This is a genomic window from Achromobacter xylosoxidans A8 (assembly GCF_000165835.1).
In the GTDB taxonomy this organism is placed as follows: domain Bacteria; phylum Pseudomonadota; class Gammaproteobacteria; order Burkholderiales; family Burkholderiaceae_B; genus Achromobacter; species Achromobacter xylosoxidans_B.
The window spans coordinates 55,847-70,565 of record NC_014641.1 but is presented as its reverse complement, the minus strand read 5'-3'; the positions used below and the strand labels follow the sequence as shown (position 1 = coordinate 70,565).

Here is a 14,719-nt window from a genome sequence, read left to right as displayed (position 1 = left end):
TCGCCATTTCTGACGATGAGATCCCGCATCGCCATCTACAGCGATGCCCACAACGCGAGGGCGGCCGCGAAAACCGCCATGCCGGCCGCCACGATGTTCATGTACGACACGCGCCGCGCTTCGCGGATCGGCGCGGCGAGCTGCGCGGCGGCCGCTTCCAGCTCGCGCCGCACCGCCTCGGCGGCGGCCTTGCCGCCGTCCTGCATCCCCTTCGCCATCGCCTCTTTGGAGGCCGCCAGGGCCGCGTTGAGCGTCCTTTCGGCCTTCCCCTTGGCGTCATCCCCCCAACGGTGTGCGATGGCTTCCAGCTCTTCCTTGAAGCGATCCAGGATTTCTTGCTGCGCGGCCTGGCTGTCCTGCATCAGTCGGGTGTTGATCGTCTGGAGGATCAAGATCGGATCGTCGCGGCCAACGGCGATGCCGTGCTTGACCGCGATTTCCCGTATCAGCTCTTCGATCTTGTCATCGCTCGCCATCAGAGCACCGCCGCGTTGTCGAGCTGCTGGAAGAGTTGCGACTTCACGATCTTGAGCCGCTGCCGCGTCATGATCGTGAGCGCCGAGTCGGCCAGGGCCTCATCGAACGTCCGGCGCTCCTGGAGCATTTCCGAGAAGTCGCGGCCGTAGGTTTCTTCCTTGAGCGCCGGAATCTGGATGATGGCCGACACCCGCGCCTTGTTGTCGGTGTACGCCTTCATCTTCTCGAAGCCCTTGCCTTCGTGCTCGATTGGCCCCCAATACGGGTTCAGCCACACCACGAACACGCATTCGGCCGGGAATTGCCGGGCCAGCGTGCTAAAGCCGTTCAGGGTGTCCAGGAAGGCTTGCCCGCCGGTGACGACCGTATGCACCACCAGTTCGTGCCCCATGTCCTGGAGCAGCGCCGGAACCTGGTTGCCGATCAAGTAGCTGGACAGCGGCACGAACGAGCTGGCCCCGTTGTCGATGATGACGTCGCCCTTGGTCGAGGCGATTTGCTCCACCAGGGCATCGAAGTTCCGGGTGTTGATCTCGTCGCCGTCCATGATGTTCAGGCGCTGCACGTTCAGGGCCTTGTAACCCTCAAACGTGCTGTTGACCGGATCGGTGTCGATGCAAAGCGGCGTCTGCCCCTTGCTCGCTTTGTACTGCGCAATGGTGGCCGCGATCATCGACTTGCCGACGCCGCCCTTGCCCTGCAAGACCATGTGAATTTTCGCCATTACAGTAAATCCTCTTTATTCGGTTTCGGGTTGTAGTTGAAGCCGGCGATCCCTGCCGACTCGGGTTTCTTCGGCTCGGGTGCCTTCGGCTTCCTCGCCTTCGACCCCCCTTCCTGTTGCGCCGGCTTCTCCCCTTTGGCCTGGTTGGCCGCCGGGGGAGGCACCGGCGCGGGTGCTGCTGGTGCGGCCTTGATGTACCGCTGGACGTGCTTGCGGAACGTCTCGTAGCTGCACTTGACCCGGCCGATCTCGCGCATGTCCTCGTAGATCGTCGTCACTGCATAGCCAGCATCCATCGCGGCTTTCACGTCCACGCGCACGGCCAGGAATGCAACGGCCGTCGCGTCCTGTCGGCGCTTCTTGGCGGCCCGTTTCTCGATCCGCGCGGCCAGCTCTTGGGGGTAGCTGCTTTCTGCCATCGCCTCGCTTCCGTGGTTTGTAAATAGCCGTCATTTTCATGTATCGACCCGTGGAAAGTCTATGTAAAGCGCGTGGATAGCAGCTTGACACCGCTGCATCTAGCGCGCTTTCCGGGCATTGTACGCCTTCATTCGATATATCCGCCATCTTTTCGCGCTAAATGCAGACAGATGCGAAGGTTTCGGTATAGACTTTCCTTGGTGTTATCAACGCCGTAAGGCGGGCAGGATGTGCGAAGTTAGCTAACCGGCGGGCCGGTTATCTATCTTCGCTGTCCCTTATTCGCGCCTGCGGCACTCAACGGGCATCCTGCTCTGCGAGGCTGCCGGCTACCGCCGGCCAAGAAGCGAGAGACGAACGACATGGGCTACATCAATCCGCTGCTGGAGCTTCCAGCAGGCCGCGAACTCCAGGCGCTTCCGGTTGCCGACCGGCAGCGCCTTGCCCGCGTGCTGCGCGAGCTGCGCACGCAGGCCAACGACGAGGCGGAAAAGGCATGGGCACGCCGCAAGGGGCCGATGGCCGCCTACTGGCGAGCCGTGGCGACCTACGCGCGACACACGGCGCACGCGCTCAAGGGGTAGCGACATGGAAGCCGACGAACAGCCGACCGCGAAGCGGCGGCAGCACCTACGGGTGCCGGTGTTCCCCGACGAGAAGGAACAGATCGAGGCGAACGCCAAGAGGGCCGGGGTCAGCGTGGCGCGCTACCTGCGCGACGTGGGCCAGGGCTACCAGATCAGGGGCGTCATGGATTACGAGTACGTGCGCGAGCTGGTGCGGGTGAATGGCGACCTCGGCCGGCTGGGCGGTTTGCTCAAGCTATGGCTCACCGACGACCCGCGCACGGCCCGCTTCGGAGACGCCACGATCCTTGCCCTGCTGGGCCGGATCGAAGCCACCCAGGACGAAATGAGCCGACTCATGAAGTCCGTGGTGCAGCCGAGGGCCGAGCCTTGAGCTTTTTAGCGGCTAAAAAGCCAGGGGCTGGCCGATGATCGCCAAGCACGTACCCATGCGCTCGCTGGGCAAGTCCGACTTCGCCGGCCTGGTGAACTACGTCACCGACGCGCAGAGCAAGGATCACCGGCTGGGCCAGGTGCAGATCACGAACTGCGATGCCGTGTCCGTGCAGGACGCCATCACCGAGGTTCTGGCGACCCAGCACACGAACACGCGGGCCAAGGGCGACAAGACCTATCACCTGATCGTCAGCTTCCGGGCCGGCGAGCAGCCCAGCGCCGACACCCTGCGGGCGATTGAGGAACGTATCTGCGCCGGGCTGGGTTACGGCGAACACCAGCGCGTCAGTGCCGTTCACAACGACACCGACAACCTGCACATCCACATCGCCATCAACAAGATTCACCCGACCCGGAACACGATGCACGAGCCGTACTACTCGCATCGGGCGCTGGCCGAGCTTTGCACGGCCCTGGAGCGCGACTACGGGCTGGAGCGGGACAACCACGAACCACGCCAGCGCGGTGCCGAGGGCAGGGCGGCCGACATGGAGCAGCACGCGGGCGTGGAAAGCCTGGTCGGCTGGATCAAGCGGGAATGCCTGGACGAGATCAAGGGCGCGCAGTCCTGGCAGGAGCTGCACCAGGTCATGCGCGACAACGGCCTGGAACTGCGCGAGCGTGCGAACGGCCTGGTGATCGAGGCCGGCGACGGAACGATGGTCAAGGCGAGCACCCTAGCCCGCGACCTTTCCAAGCCGAAGCTGGAGGCGCGGCTTGGCCCGTTCGAGGCTTCGCCCGAACGGCAGACACGAACCAAAGCGAAGCGGCAGTACCAGAAAGACCCGATCCGCTTGCGCGTGAACACGGTCGAGCTGTACGCCCGGTACAAGGCCGAGCAGCAGACCTTGACCGCGACACGTGGGCAGGCGCTGGAGCAGGCCCGCCGGCGCAAGGATCGGCTGGTCGAGGCCGCGAAGCGTTCCGGCCGCCTGCGCCGCGCGACGATCAAGGTGATCGGCGAGAGCGGCCCGAACAAGAAGCTGCTGTATGCCCAGGCCAGCAAGGCCCTGCGCGACGAAATCCAGGCGATCAACAAGCAGTACCAGCAAGACCGCCAGGCCCTCTACGACAGCCACAGCCGCCGCACGTGGGCCGACTGGCTCAAGAAGGAAGCGACCCACGGCAACGCGGAGGCGTTGACCGCCCTGCGCGCCCGCGAGGCGGCGCAGGGCTTGAAAGGCAACACCATCCAGGGCCGGGGCGATCCGCGCCCCGGCCATGCCCCGGTGACGGACAACATCACCAAGAAGGGCACCATCATCTTCCGCGCCGGCCTGACGGCCGTTCGGGACGATGGCGACAAGCTGCAAGTCTCGCGCGAGGCCACGCGCGAGGGCTTGCAAGAAGCTCTACGGCTGGCGATGGAACGCTACGGCAGCCGCATCACCGTCAACGGCACCACGCAGTTTCAGGCGCAGATCATTCGCGCGGCCGTTGATTCCCAGCTACCCATCACGTTCGCCGATCCGGCCCTGGAGAGCCGGCGGCTTGCGCTATTGAAGAAGGAGAACACCCATGAGCGACCCGACCGAACCGAGCGAGCCGACCAGCGACCCGCAGAGCATCGAGGACGAGCTGGACGCGGCCCTGGCGGCCCTGGACAGCGCGCCGCTACCCACGACGACGCTGCCCGACCCATCGCCGTCGCCCGAGCAGGCTTCGGGCGACCAGGTGGCGGGCGAGCCGGCACCGCCGGCGTTCACGCCGGAGCCGTCCACCGGAAGCCCGACATTGGACGCATTGGACGAGTCCCGCCGCCCCAAAGCCAGCACCGTTTGCGAACACTGTCCCAACTCGGTGTGGTTCGCATCGCCGGCGGAAGTGAAGTGCTATTGCCGCGTGATGTTCCTCGTCACCTGGAGCAGCAAGGAACCCAACCAGATCACCAACTGCGACGGGATATTTCTCGGCCAGGATCAGGAGTAGCAGCGGCCCCGCCGGGCCTCGCGGCGGCGGATAAATACATCGCCGAACGCGAGTCGAAACGCTCGAAAGGTTTCGATATACCGAAGCACGCGCGATATACTGCCGGTGAAGGTGGCCTTGCTTTCGAGGGTGTCCGCAACATCGAGGGCCAGGCGCTGGCCCTGTTGAAACGAGGCGATGAGGTCATGGTGATGCCCATTGACCAGGCCACGGCCCGGCGCATGTCGCGCATCGCGGTCGGCGATGCCGTGACGATCACGCCAAAAGGCTCCATCAAAACGTCGAAAGGTAGGAGTAGATGAAAATAAAGATGAACAACGCCGTGGGGCCGCAGGTTCGCAGCGCGAAGCCGAAGCCCAGCAAGTTGCTGCCGATCCTCGGCGGGGTGTCCCTGGTCGGCGGCCTCCAGGCCGCGACACAGTTCTTCGCCTACACGTTCCAGTATCACGCGAGCCTCGGGGCCAACCTCGGGCACGTGTACGCGCCCTGGTCGATCCTGAACTGGTCGGCGAAGTGGTACAGCCAGTACCCCGACGAGATCATGCGGGCCGGCAGCATCGGCATGGTGACTGCCACCGTGGGCCTGCTGGGTGTGGCCGTGGCGAAAGTCGTCACGTCCAACAGCTCGAAGGCGAACGAATACCTGCACGGTTCGGCCCGCTGGGCCGAAAAGAAGGACATTCAGGCGGCCGGCCTGCTGCCGCGCGAGCGGAACGTCCTGGAGATCGTGACCGGCAAGGACGCACCCACCGCCACCGGCGTCTATGTCGGCGGCTGGCAGGACAAGGACGGCAATTTCTACTACCTGCGGCACAGCGGCCCCGAGCACGTGCTGACCTACGCGCCGACGCGAAGCGGCAAGGGCGTCGGCCTGGTGGTGCCGACGCTGCTTTCGTGGGGCGCAAGCAGCGTCATCACCGACTTGAAGGGCGAGTTGTGGGCGCTGACCGCCGGCTGGCGGCAGAAGCACGCGAAGAACAAGGTGCTGCGCTTCGAGCCGGCCAGCAGCTCGGGCGGCGTGTGCTGGAACCCGCTGGACGAAATCCGCGTCGGCACCGAGGCCGAAGTCGGCGACGTGCAGAACCTAGCAACTTTGATAGTTGACCCGGACGGCAAGGGCCTGGATTCCCACTGGCAAAAGACCGCCTTCGCGCTCCTGGTCGGCGTCATCCTGCACGCGCTCTACAAGGCCAGGAACGACGGCGGCACGGCCACGCTGCCATCGGTCGATGCCATGCTGGCCGACCCGAACCGGGACATTGGCGAGCTATGGATGGAAATGACCACCTACGGGCACGTGGACGGTCAGAACCACCACGCCATCGGATCGGCCGCCCGCGACATGATGGATCGGCCAGAGGAAGAAGCCGGATCGGTGCTGTCCACGGCCAAATCCTATTTGGCCCTGTACCGCGATCCAGTGGTGGCGCGCAGCGTGAGCCGGTCGGACTTCCGCATCAAAGACCTGATGCACTCCGACGACCCGGTGAGCCTGTACATCGTCACGCAGCCCAACGACAAGGCCCGCCTGCGGCCGCTGGTGCGCGTCATGGTGAACATGATCGTGCGCCTGCTGGCCGACAAGATGGACTTCGAGAACGGCCGGCCGGTGGCCCACTACAAGCACCGGCTGCTGATGATGCTGGACGAGTTCCCGAGCCTCGGGAAGCTCGAAATCATGCAAGAGTCGCTGGCCTTCGTCGCCGGCTACGGCATCAAGTGCTACCTGATTTGCCAGGACATTAACCAGCTCCGAAGCCGCGAGACGGGCTACGGCCACGACGAAAGCATCACGTCGAACTGCCACGTGCAGAACGCCTACCCGCCCAACCGCGTCGAGACAGCCGAACACCTGTCCCGACTGACCGGGCAGACCACCGTGGTGAAGGAGCAGATCACGACCAGCGGCCGCCGCACGGCGGCGATGCTGGGCCAGGTGTCGCGCACCTACCAGGAAGTGCAGCGCCCCTTGCTGACGCCCGATGAATGCCTGCGGATGCCGGGGCCGAAGAAGAACGACAAGGGCGAGATCGAGGAAGCCGGCGACATGGTGATCTACGTCGCGGGCTACCCCGCCATCTACGGCAAGCAGCCGCTGTACTTCAAAGACCCGGTGTTTCAGGCGCGGGCCTCGATCCCCGCGCCGAAGGCCACCGACCGGCTGCGCCAGGTTGTCGAGGCAGGGGAGGGCATCACGATATGAGCCGCATCCTGAAACGCATCACGAAAGGCGTAGCCGTCGCCGGCCTGGCCGCCCTGGTGCTGGCCGCCGGCAGCTATGCCGCCGGTGCCCGCATCAACACCACCAAGAGCATTCCGGTCGGCCTGTACTGGACGAGCAGCGCGCCGGTGGAGCGGGGCGCTTACGTGCTTTGGTGCCCGCCGAAGGTCGGCGTGTTCGATGACGCCAAGGAAAGGGGCTACATCGGGGCCGGGTTCTGCCCAGGCGACTACGGCTACATGATGAAGCGCGTTTTAGCCGCTAAAGACGATGCCGTATCGGTGGCCGATGACGGCGTGCGCGTCAATGGCGAGCTGCTGCCACATAGCAAGCCCATCCAGGCCGACAAGTCCGGTCGGCCCTTGCCGCGCTTCCAGGCCAGCACCTACACGCTGGGCAATGCCGAGCTGCTGCTTATGTCGGACGTGAGCGACACGTCTTTCGACGGCCGCTACTTCGGCCCGATCAATCGTTCTCAAGTTCAGACCGTGATCCGTCCGGTCATCACCTGGTAGGGGAGGAAACCACCATGCGACTGTTCATCGCGGAAAAACCATCCGTCGCAAAAGCCATCGCCGGCGAGCTGGGCATCACCGGCAAGGGCGACGGCTTCATCGAGTGCGGCGGCGACAAAGTGACCTGGTGCTTTGGGCACATGCTGGAGCAGGCCGACCCGGACGAGTACACGCCCGATGACGTGCCGACCGGCAAATCAGGCAAGAAGCTATGGCGCGTCGATGAGCTGCCCATCATCCCGCAGACGTGGGTTCTTCACCCGAAGGACGATGCCAAGAAGCAGCTCGCCGTGATCGGCAAGCTGCTGAAAGAAGCCAAGGAGATCGTCAACGCCGGCGACCCCGACCGTGAAGGCCAGTTGCTGGTCGATGAAGTGCTGGAGCACTTCAAGAGCAGCAAGCCGGCGCGCCGCTTTTGGGTGTCTGCCCAGGATTCGGTTTCCGTCAAGCGCGGCCTGGCCGCCTTGAAGGAAAACACCACGTACAAGGGCTGGGCCGATGCCGCACGCGGGCGGCAGCGGGCCGACTGGCTGATCGGCATGAACCTAAGTCGCGCCTACACCCTGCGGGCGCAGCGCGGCGGTTCGCGCGCCCTGCTGACCGTGGGCCGCGTGCAGACCCCGACGCTCGCGCTTGTTGTCGGCCGCGACCGCGAGATCGAGGCGTTCAAGCCGGTGCCGTACCACACCATCAAGGCCGTGGTCGAGCACGCCGGCGGCAGCTTCGCCGCCGCCTGGAAAGCGAAGGAAGATCAAGCCGGCCTGGACAGCGAAGGCCGCCTTGTTGATACCGCCGTCGCGGATGCCCTGGTGGCCGCCGTCAAGGGCCAGCCGGGCACCATCGCCACCTACAAGCAGGAAGCCAAGAAGAAGAACCAGCCGCTGGCCTTCGCGCTGTCCGACATTACCGCGCTGGCGTCCGCGCGCTACGGGTACAGCGCCGAGGACGTGCTGAACACCTGCCAGGCGCTCTACGAGACGCACAAGCTGACCAGCTACCCGCGCACCGACTGCGCCTACCTGCCGGAGTCGCAGCACGCCGACGCGCCGCGCGTCCTGGAGGCCGTCAAGCACGTGAACCCCGAGCTGGCCGGCCTGGTCGATGCTGCCGACCCGCGCATCAAGTCCAAGACGTGGGACGACTCGAAGATCACCGCCCACCACGGCATCGTGCCGACCATGCAGAAAGGCAGCAAGGCCGGCTTGAGCGAGCGCGAGCGCAACATCTACGAGCTGATCGTCCGCGCCTACCTGGCGCAGTTCTACCCGCTGCACGAGTACATGCAAACCACGGTCGGCGTGGAGATCGCCGGCGAGAACTTCGCCGCGTCCGGCAAGGTGGTCACGCGCAACGGCTGGCGTGACGTGTTCGAGCAGGCCGACGAAGAGGACGCCAAGGAAGGCGACGACGAGAACGGCGCGCAGACCCTGCCACCGATGAAGCAAGGCGACGGTGTGACCTGCACCGAGGCCACCCGACGCGATGCGAAAACCAAGCCGCCGGCGCGCTTCACCGAGGGCACGCTGATTCGCGCGATGGAGAACATCCACAAGTTCGTGAGCGACCCGGAGCACAAGAAGATGCTGCGCGAAGGCGATGGCATCGGCACGTCCGCCACGCGCGCATCCATCATTTCCGAGCTGAAACGCCGCGAGTTCCTGGAAACCAAGGGCAAGCAGATCGTCAGCACGACGCTGGGCCGCAGCGTCATCGACGCGCTGCCCGAGGTGGTGCGAAGCCCGGTGCTGACCGCCCTTTACGAACGCATGTTGAAGGGCGTCGAGCTGGGCACGGCGGCCCTGGACGCCTTCATTACGAAGCAAGAGGCGTTCATCCGCGACCAGGTGGCGAAGGCCAACAGCGGAGCCGTGAGCATCGCCGGCGGCAAGGAAGCCACGCCGGTTTCGTCCCTGCACAAGTGCATGGCTTGCGGCAATGGCTTGTCGCGCAGGCCGGCCAAGCGCAAGGGGCAATTCTGGTGGGGATGCAGCAACTTCCCCACGTGCAAGCAGACCTATCCCGACCTGAAAGGCCGGCCCGACTACAGCAAGGGCCGCAATGGCCCAGCCGAGTAACCACCAAGACGAAGGAGCATGACCATGAACCAGCAAAACACCACCCAGGCCGATGACGTGCTGCCCGAGCTGCCCGCCATTGACGACAACGCGGCCGCCGCCGGCGCGCTGCGCGAGAAGCTGGCCGACGCGGCGACGCCCGGCTACCAGGCCGAGTTCGACCCCGAGGAAGCCGAGCGCGCCGGCGCGTTCGTGGAGGACGCATTGAGCGAGCAGGACGCCGCAGAGAGCGGCGACGACCTGGCGGCCCTGGCCTCGCAGGGCGACGACCAGGCCCCGGCCTTCATCACCGAAGGCGGCCCGAGCGACGACCTTCCGCCCTTCGTCAATACGACCAACATCCGCGAGCTGTACGACTGGAAGCCGGGCGAATCGCTGGACGAGGCCATCGCGCGCAAGAAGGCGCAGGAGGGCTAACCCATGCCGATCAACCAGGCCGAGGCGCAAGCCGTCACCCTGGCGTTCGTCCGAGACTATCCCGGCGCGCTGGAGCTGGCCTATCGGTTCCGCGACAACACCGGCGAGCTGTACGGCCACCGGGCAGCAGAAGTCCCGGCAGACCTCAAGGGCGGCTATGTCCCGAAGGAGACGATCCACAACGGCCGGGCCTACCGTGGCCGCGTGGACGTGCCCCTGGCGAACATGGACGACGCCGCCGACCTGGTGCTGACGCTGCGGCATGAAGTGCTGGGCCACTACGGGGCCAACACCTTCAAGCCGGCCGAGAAACGCGCCCTGCTGGACGGCCTGATCGCCGCCCGCGAGGAACCGAGCCTGAAACCACGCTGGGAGGACATCAACCGCCGCTATGCCGGCGCTTCGATGGACGTGCGCGCGGAAGAGGTTTGGGCGCTGCATTGCGAAAGCATCGCGCCCGGCCAGCACGCGGGCCAGGCCCAGGTGCTGGAGCGCGGCCAGCAGTCATTCATGGAAACCTGCATCGCCCGCGTGCGGCCCATGCAAGTCGCCGACCTGCACAACATCGTGTGCATGGTCGCGGATGGCCTTCACGACCGTTCCAGGACGCAGCAGACCTTTCCGCAGATCAACGAACTATTCCGAAGGGATGAAGCAATGGAACCCAAGAAGCCATTTCATGAAGTCGTTGCCGAAAAACTGATCGAGCAGCTCAAGGCAGGCACCGCGCCGTGGCAACGGCCGTGGGAGCCTGGCGAGCCGAACGCCTACCTGCCGATGAACCCGACCACCGGCAAGCGGTACAAGGGCATCAACGCCATTCACTTGATGGCCCAGGGCCGCAGCGATGGCCGTTGGATGACCTACAAGCAGGCCGCCGCCGTGGGCGCGCAGGTTCGCAAGGGCGAGAAGGGAACGCCTGTCCAATACTGGAAGTTCAGCGAGGAACAGAACAAGGTCGATGAGAGCGGCCGGCCCGTTCTCAACGCGAAGGGCGAGCCGGTCAAGGAAACCGTGCAGCTCGAACGCCCGCGCGTGTTCTTCGCCACGGTGTTCAACGCCGAGCAGATCGACGGCCTGCCGCCGATCCAGAAGAAGGAACAGACCTGGAGCGCCGTCGAGCGCGCCGAGCACATCCTGAAAGCGTCCGGTGCGTCGATCACGCACGCGCCTGGTGATCGCGCGTTCTACCGGCCCGCGACCGACAGCATCCACCTTCCCGACCGGGGCCAGTTCCCCACCGCCGACAACTACTACGCGACCGCCCTGCATGAGCTGGGCCACTGGACGGGCCACCCGTCCCGCCTTGACCGCGACCTGGCCCATCCCTTCGGTTCCGAGGGGTACGCCAAGGAAGAGCTGCGCGCCGAGATCGCTTCCATGATCGTCGGCGACGAGCTGGGCATCGGCCACGATCCGGGCCAGCACGCCGCCTATGTCGGTTCCTGGATCAAGGCCCTGCAAGACGAGCCGCTGGAAGTGTTCCGCGCCGCTGCCGACGCCGAGAAGATTCACGACTACGTGCTGGCCTTCGAGCAGAAGCAGGTTCAGGAACAAGAGCAGGCCCAGGTGCAGCAGCCCGAGCAGCACTACTCCGATTTGACGCTCCAGGCCCTGGTCGAAAAACACGGCTGGGAGGTTGCCTACAGCGGCTTGCAAGAGCCTGGCCGTGTGGATTCCGTCCATCGCACCTTTGAAGGTGTCGGGCCGCTGGGCACCATGACCACCCCGAACGGCGAGCGGCGCTTGTCGGCCGGCTACCACGACGACGCCGAGCGCCGGCGCTACGTCACGTTGAAGCTGGGCGACCAGGTGATCGGCGATGCCGATGGCCGCGACCAGAAGCCGGAAGAGATCGCCCGCCAGATCAACGCCAAGGCCGAGCAGTACGCCGACGAGCGGCGCGTCAAGAACGGCCTGGAGCCGATCTACAGCATCGCCTCGCAGCAGGCCGAGGCCCAGCAGCTCAATGATGAGCTGCGCGAGCACGGCCAGGAGATCGTTTCTCACCTGGACGCGCAATCGCGGTGGGCGGATGGCGAGCGCATCTTTGCCTTCCACGAACAAGACGAACAACCGCACCAGGTCAGAAGCCTGGCCGAGCTGGAGAGCTACGCGCCCGATCAACTGCTGGCCCTGCCGGCGCTGGCCCAGGAGCAAGAGGCAAAGCCCTTGTCCGTGGCCGAACGCACGGCCGAGCAGCACGAGGCCATGAAGGCTGCCGACGATGCTTTCCAGCGCGAGCTGGTGCGCGCCTATGGCGAGAACAACGCCGGCGATGCCCGCTACAAGACCCAGCACGACGATGAGGCCGTGCAGAAGGCCGGCGATGCCTTCGTGGCCGCGTCGAACGCCTGGCGTGAGGCCGTGCGCGATGCCCGTCAAACCGTTGCGAGTCAGGAGGCCACGATGCAAGTACCCCAGCAGACCGACCAGGCCGAAGCCTGGATGTTGAAGCACGTCGAGCTGGGCACGGTGGGCCGTGCGCTCGAAGGCGCGACCCTGGAGCAGATCGACCGCGCCCTGGACGTGCTGGATCGCATGCAGCCGATGAACACGCAAAACGAGTTCTGGACGCGGCACGAGCTGCCCTACGACCTGGAGCCGCTGGAAGCGAAGATCAACGACGCAATAGATCACCTGGTCGAAGAGCGCCGGCCGGATGCCGTAGTCGCTGCAACGCGGCTTGACCTGGCAACCGGCAACACCAATTCACGCGAGCGCGACCGCCAAGCCTTCCACCTGGCGGCCGACGATGCGCTGGGCTTCCCCCTGCCCCACGACTGGACGGGTGAAGTGCGGGTTGTCGGCGTGGTCGAGCGTGACGGCGAGACGCGGGCCGCCGACCTGGCCACGGAGACGCCGGAGGCGTACCACCTGTACGCCCGGAAGGGCGAAGCGCAGTTCGGCGAGGATGCCTTTGCCTACCTCACCGCCACCCGCACGCTGGGCGAGGCCGACGAGCTGGCCGACCGCCTGGCGCTGATCGACGCCAATTCGCAGACGGACGAGTACGAGAAGGCGACCCGGCTTGCCCGCGTGCAAGAGGATCGCGTCCGCCGCGACCCGAACAGCACCGACGAGGACATTTCAGCGGCTAAAGAAGCCCGGAAGGCGCTGGAGGCCAAAGCGTTCGTCGCGGCCGAGGAAGCCAAGAACTCCCAGCGGGTCGATGACGAGCGCGGCGACTCCGTGGAGCACCAGGCACCGCAGGAACAGCGCGTGGCTGCGGCCGACCAGCAGCCGGCCCAGGCCAGCCAGGCAACCGAACGGCAGTACATCAGCGTGCCGTTCAAAGAGAAGGACGAGGCCAAGCAGCTCGGAGCGCGCTGGGATCGCAAGGAACAGTCCTGGTACGTGCCGGCGGGAGTGGATGCGGCCCCCTTCGCCAAATGGTCGCAGGGAGCCGCTACGCCGGCCGTAGAGGCCAAGCCGACCCAGCAGGCACCCGAGGCCCAGGACGGCGGCCAGAAGGCCGCACAGGCCGTCCAGCAGGCCCGGCAGTACCTTGCCGTGCCCTACGAGCAGCGCAACGCCGCCAAGGCCGCCGGCGCGCTTTGGGACAAGGCCGCGAAGTCCTGGTATGCCGGCCCTCGCGCCGACATGGCGAAGCTGGAACAGTGGAAGCCCGAGAACGTGCAGGCCCAGCAGGGGCCAGCGATGACGCCAAGGGAAGAGTTCGCCGAGGCCATGCGCAGCGCCGGCCTGTTCACCGGCAGCAACGCCCAGGGCGATCACCCGATCATGGACGGCAAGCGGCATCGCGTGCCGGTCGAGGGCGGCAAGAAGGGCACGCTCGATGGCTTCTATGTCGGCCACCTGGACGGCCACCCGGCCGGCCGGATCATCAACAACAAGACCGGCACGGACATTACCTGGAAGAGCAAGGGCTACGCCTTGAGCGACCAGGAGAAGGCCAAGCTCCAGGCCGAGGCGGCCGAGAAGCTGGCCCAGCGTGCCGCCGAGCAAGACAAGCTCCAGGAAGCCACCGCGCAGCGCGTCGGCCGCCAGATGCCCGACCTGGTGCCGGTCGAGCAGCCGACGCCCTACCTGCAAGCCAAGGGCATCGAGGCCCACGCCGGCGTGTTCACCGACCGCGAGGGCCAGAAAACCTACATCCCCGCCTTCGACGTGGACGGCAAGCAGTGGACGATGCAGTACATCCAGGAGGACGGCACCAAGCGGTTCGCCAAGGACAGCAAGAAGGAAGGATGCTTCCACCCGGTCGGCGGCATGGATGCGCTGGCCGCAGCGCCGGCGCTGGTGATCGCCGAGGGCTATGCCACGGCCGCGAGCCTGGCCGAAGGGCTGGGGCATGCCACCGTGGCCGCGTTCGACTCGGGCAACCTGCCGCACGTGGCCCGCGCCCTGCGCGAGAAGTTCCCCGACAAGCCCATCGTGATCGCCGGCGACGACGACAAGGCCCAGGAGATCGAGCGCGGCCACAACCCCGGCCGCGCCAAGGCCGAGGAAGCCGCGAAGGCCGTAGGCGGCAAGGCCATCTTCCCGATCTTCGCGCCGGGCGAGCAGCAGGCGAACCCCAAGGGCTTCACCGACTTCAACGACCTGGCGAACAAGAGCGAGCTGGGCCGCGACGGCCTCAAGCGCCAGGTCGGCGCAGCCGTGGGCCAGGTGCTGATCGAGGAAGGCCGCCGACAGCAGCAGGAGCAGCGCCAGGAGCGTGCGGAGAAGCAACAGCAGCAGCCGGAACGCCCGCGCCGCGCGGCACGCATCGGCTAAAGTCCCGGAGGGCTGCAACCACACGCGCGGTTTCCTCCCTCCCTGGCCGCCGGCAGTCATCGCCGCCTCGCACCCCGAGGCGGCTTTTTTTTGCTCGAGCATCGCCGCATCCGACGATGCCACCAGGCCCGCGCACGTCGAGCTGCAGCATCGCCATTTCCGGCGATGCACGCCGGCGC

General features: G+C 66.0%; 11 protein-coding genes. 8 read left to right on the top strand and 3 right to left on the bottom strand.

Annotated elements, in window-relative coordinates; all coding sequences use genetic code 11:
• Nucleotides 1-35: 35 nt before the first annotated feature.
• Genes AXYL_RS32670 through AXYL_RS32660 form a run of 3 tightly spaced genes read right to left on the bottom strand, consistent with a single transcriptional unit; the run spans nucleotide 36 to nucleotide 1,620 of the window.
• On the bottom strand, nucleotides 36-476 hold the full coding sequence (locus AXYL_RS32670) for a conjugal transfer protein TraM (RefSeq protein ID WP_012478177.1): 441 nt from the start codon (nucleotides 474-476) through the stop codon (nucleotides 36-38).
• Nucleotides 476-1,201 carry an ArsA-related P-loop ATPase gene (locus AXYL_RS32665; RefSeq protein ID WP_012478176.1) on the bottom strand — a complete coding sequence of 242 codons (726 nt, stop codon included), beginning with the start codon at nucleotides 1,199-1,201 and terminating at the stop codon, nucleotides 476-478. Before AXYL_RS32665 ends, AXYL_RS32670 begins: the two co-directional genes overlap by 1 nt.
• Complete coding sequence (locus AXYL_RS32660) at nucleotides 1,201-1,620, bottom strand: TraK family protein (protein WP_012478175.1); 420 nt, start codon at nucleotides 1,618-1,620, stop codon at nucleotides 1,201-1,203. Before AXYL_RS32660 ends, AXYL_RS32665 begins: the two co-directional genes overlap by 1 nt.
• Nucleotides 1,621-1,983: 363 nt before the next feature.
• On the opposite strand from AXYL_RS32660, the gene AXYL_RS32655 reads away from it, so the two are divergent.
• From AXYL_RS32655 to AXYL_RS32620, 8 genes are read left to right on the top strand one after another with little or no spacing between them, the layout of a single operon-like run.
• Nucleotides 1,984-2,205, top strand: coding sequence for a hypothetical protein (locus AXYL_RS32655; protein WP_011798730.1), 222 nt, complete (start codon nucleotides 1,984-1,986; stop codon nucleotides 2,203-2,205).
• Nucleotides 2,206-2,209: 4 nt separating this feature from the next.
• Nucleotides 2,210-2,581 carry a conjugal transfer transcriptional regulator TraJ gene (gene traJ / locus AXYL_RS32650; protein ID WP_011255188.1) on the top strand — a complete coding sequence of 124 codons (372 nt, stop codon included), beginning with the start codon at nucleotides 2,210-2,212 and terminating at the stop codon, nucleotides 2,579-2,581.
• Between the two features lie 34 nt (nucleotides 2,582-2,615).
• Nucleotides 2,616-4,874, top strand: coding sequence for a TraI/MobA(P) family conjugative relaxase (gene traI, locus AXYL_RS32645; RefSeq protein ID WP_012478238.1), 2,259 nt, complete (start codon nucleotides 2,616-2,618; stop codon nucleotides 4,872-4,874).
• Nucleotides 4,871-6,775: a type IV secretory system conjugative DNA transfer family protein gene (locus AXYL_RS32640; protein WP_012478237.1), complete on the top strand. Its 1,905-nt coding sequence runs from the start codon at nucleotides 4,871-4,873 to the stop codon at nucleotides 6,773-6,775. Before traI ends, AXYL_RS32640 begins: the two co-directional genes overlap by 4 nt.
• Nucleotides 6,772-7,308 (top strand): conjugative transfer signal peptidase TraF, encoded by a 537-nt coding sequence (gene traF / locus AXYL_RS32635; RefSeq protein WP_012478236.1) that lies wholly within the window; start codon nucleotides 6,772-6,774, stop codon nucleotides 7,306-7,308. Before AXYL_RS32640 ends, traF begins: the two co-directional genes overlap by 4 nt.
• A gap of 14 nt (nucleotides 7,309-7,322) precedes the next feature.
• Nucleotides 7,323-9,383: a DNA topoisomerase III gene (locus tag AXYL_RS32630; protein ID WP_011255183.1), complete on the top strand. Its 2,061-nt coding sequence runs from the start codon at nucleotides 7,323-7,325 to the stop codon at nucleotides 9,381-9,383.
• A 24-nt stretch (nucleotides 9,384-9,407) separates the two neighbouring features.
• Nucleotides 9,408-9,800, top strand: coding sequence for a hypothetical protein (locus AXYL_RS32625; RefSeq protein WP_012478235.1), 393 nt, complete (start codon nucleotides 9,408-9,410; stop codon nucleotides 9,798-9,800).
• Between the two features lie 3 nt (nucleotides 9,801-9,803).
• A complete protein-coding gene (locus AXYL_RS32620) occupies nucleotides 9,804-14,540 on the top strand; it encodes a zincin-like metallopeptidase domain-containing protein (RefSeq protein WP_012478234.1) in 4,737 nt (1,578 codons plus the stop codon).
• The last annotated feature ends 179 nt before the right edge of the window (nucleotides 14,541-14,719 follow it).

Excerpts from the sequence above, each read along its gene's own strand:
- AXYL_RS32640 (WP_012478237.1), top strand. The coding sequence starts at position 4,871 with ATGAAAATAAAGATGAACAACGCCGTGGGGCCGCAGGTTCGCAGCGCG.
- traJ (WP_011255188.1), top strand. The coding sequence starts at position 2,210 with ATGGAAGCCGACGAACAGCCGACCGCGAAGCGGCGGCAGCACCTACGG.
- AXYL_RS32670 (WP_012478177.1), bottom strand. The coding sequence starts at position 476 with ATGGCGAGCGATGACAAGATCGAAGAGCTGATACGGGAAATCGCGGTC.
- traF (WP_012478236.1), top strand. The coding sequence starts at position 6,772 with ATGAGCCGCATCCTGAAACGCATCACGAAAGGCGTAGCCGTCGCCGGC.
- AXYL_RS32665 (WP_012478176.1), bottom strand. The coding sequence starts at position 1,201 with ATGGCGAAAATTCACATGGTCTTGCAGGGCAAGGGCGGCGTCGGCAAG.
- AXYL_RS32630 (WP_011255183.1), top strand. The coding sequence starts at position 7,323 with ATGCGACTGTTCATCGCGGAAAAACCATCCGTCGCAAAAGCCATCGCC.
- AXYL_RS32655 (WP_011798730.1), top strand. The coding sequence starts at position 1,984 with ATGGGCTACATCAATCCGCTGCTGGAGCTTCCAGCAGGCCGCGAACTC.
- AXYL_RS32620 (WP_012478234.1), top strand. The coding sequence starts at position 9,804 with ATGCCGATCAACCAGGCCGAGGCGCAAGCCGTCACCCTGGCGTTCGTC.
- AXYL_RS32625 (WP_012478235.1), top strand. The coding sequence starts at position 9,408 with ATGAACCAGCAAAACACCACCCAGGCCGATGACGTGCTGCCCGAGCTG.
- AXYL_RS32660 (WP_012478175.1), bottom strand. The coding sequence starts at position 1,620 with ATGGCAGAAAGCAGCTACCCCCAAGAGCTGGCCGCGCGGATCGAGAAA.
- traI (WP_012478238.1), top strand. The coding sequence starts at position 2,616 with ATGATCGCCAAGCACGTACCCATGCGCTCGCTGGGCAAGTCCGACTTC.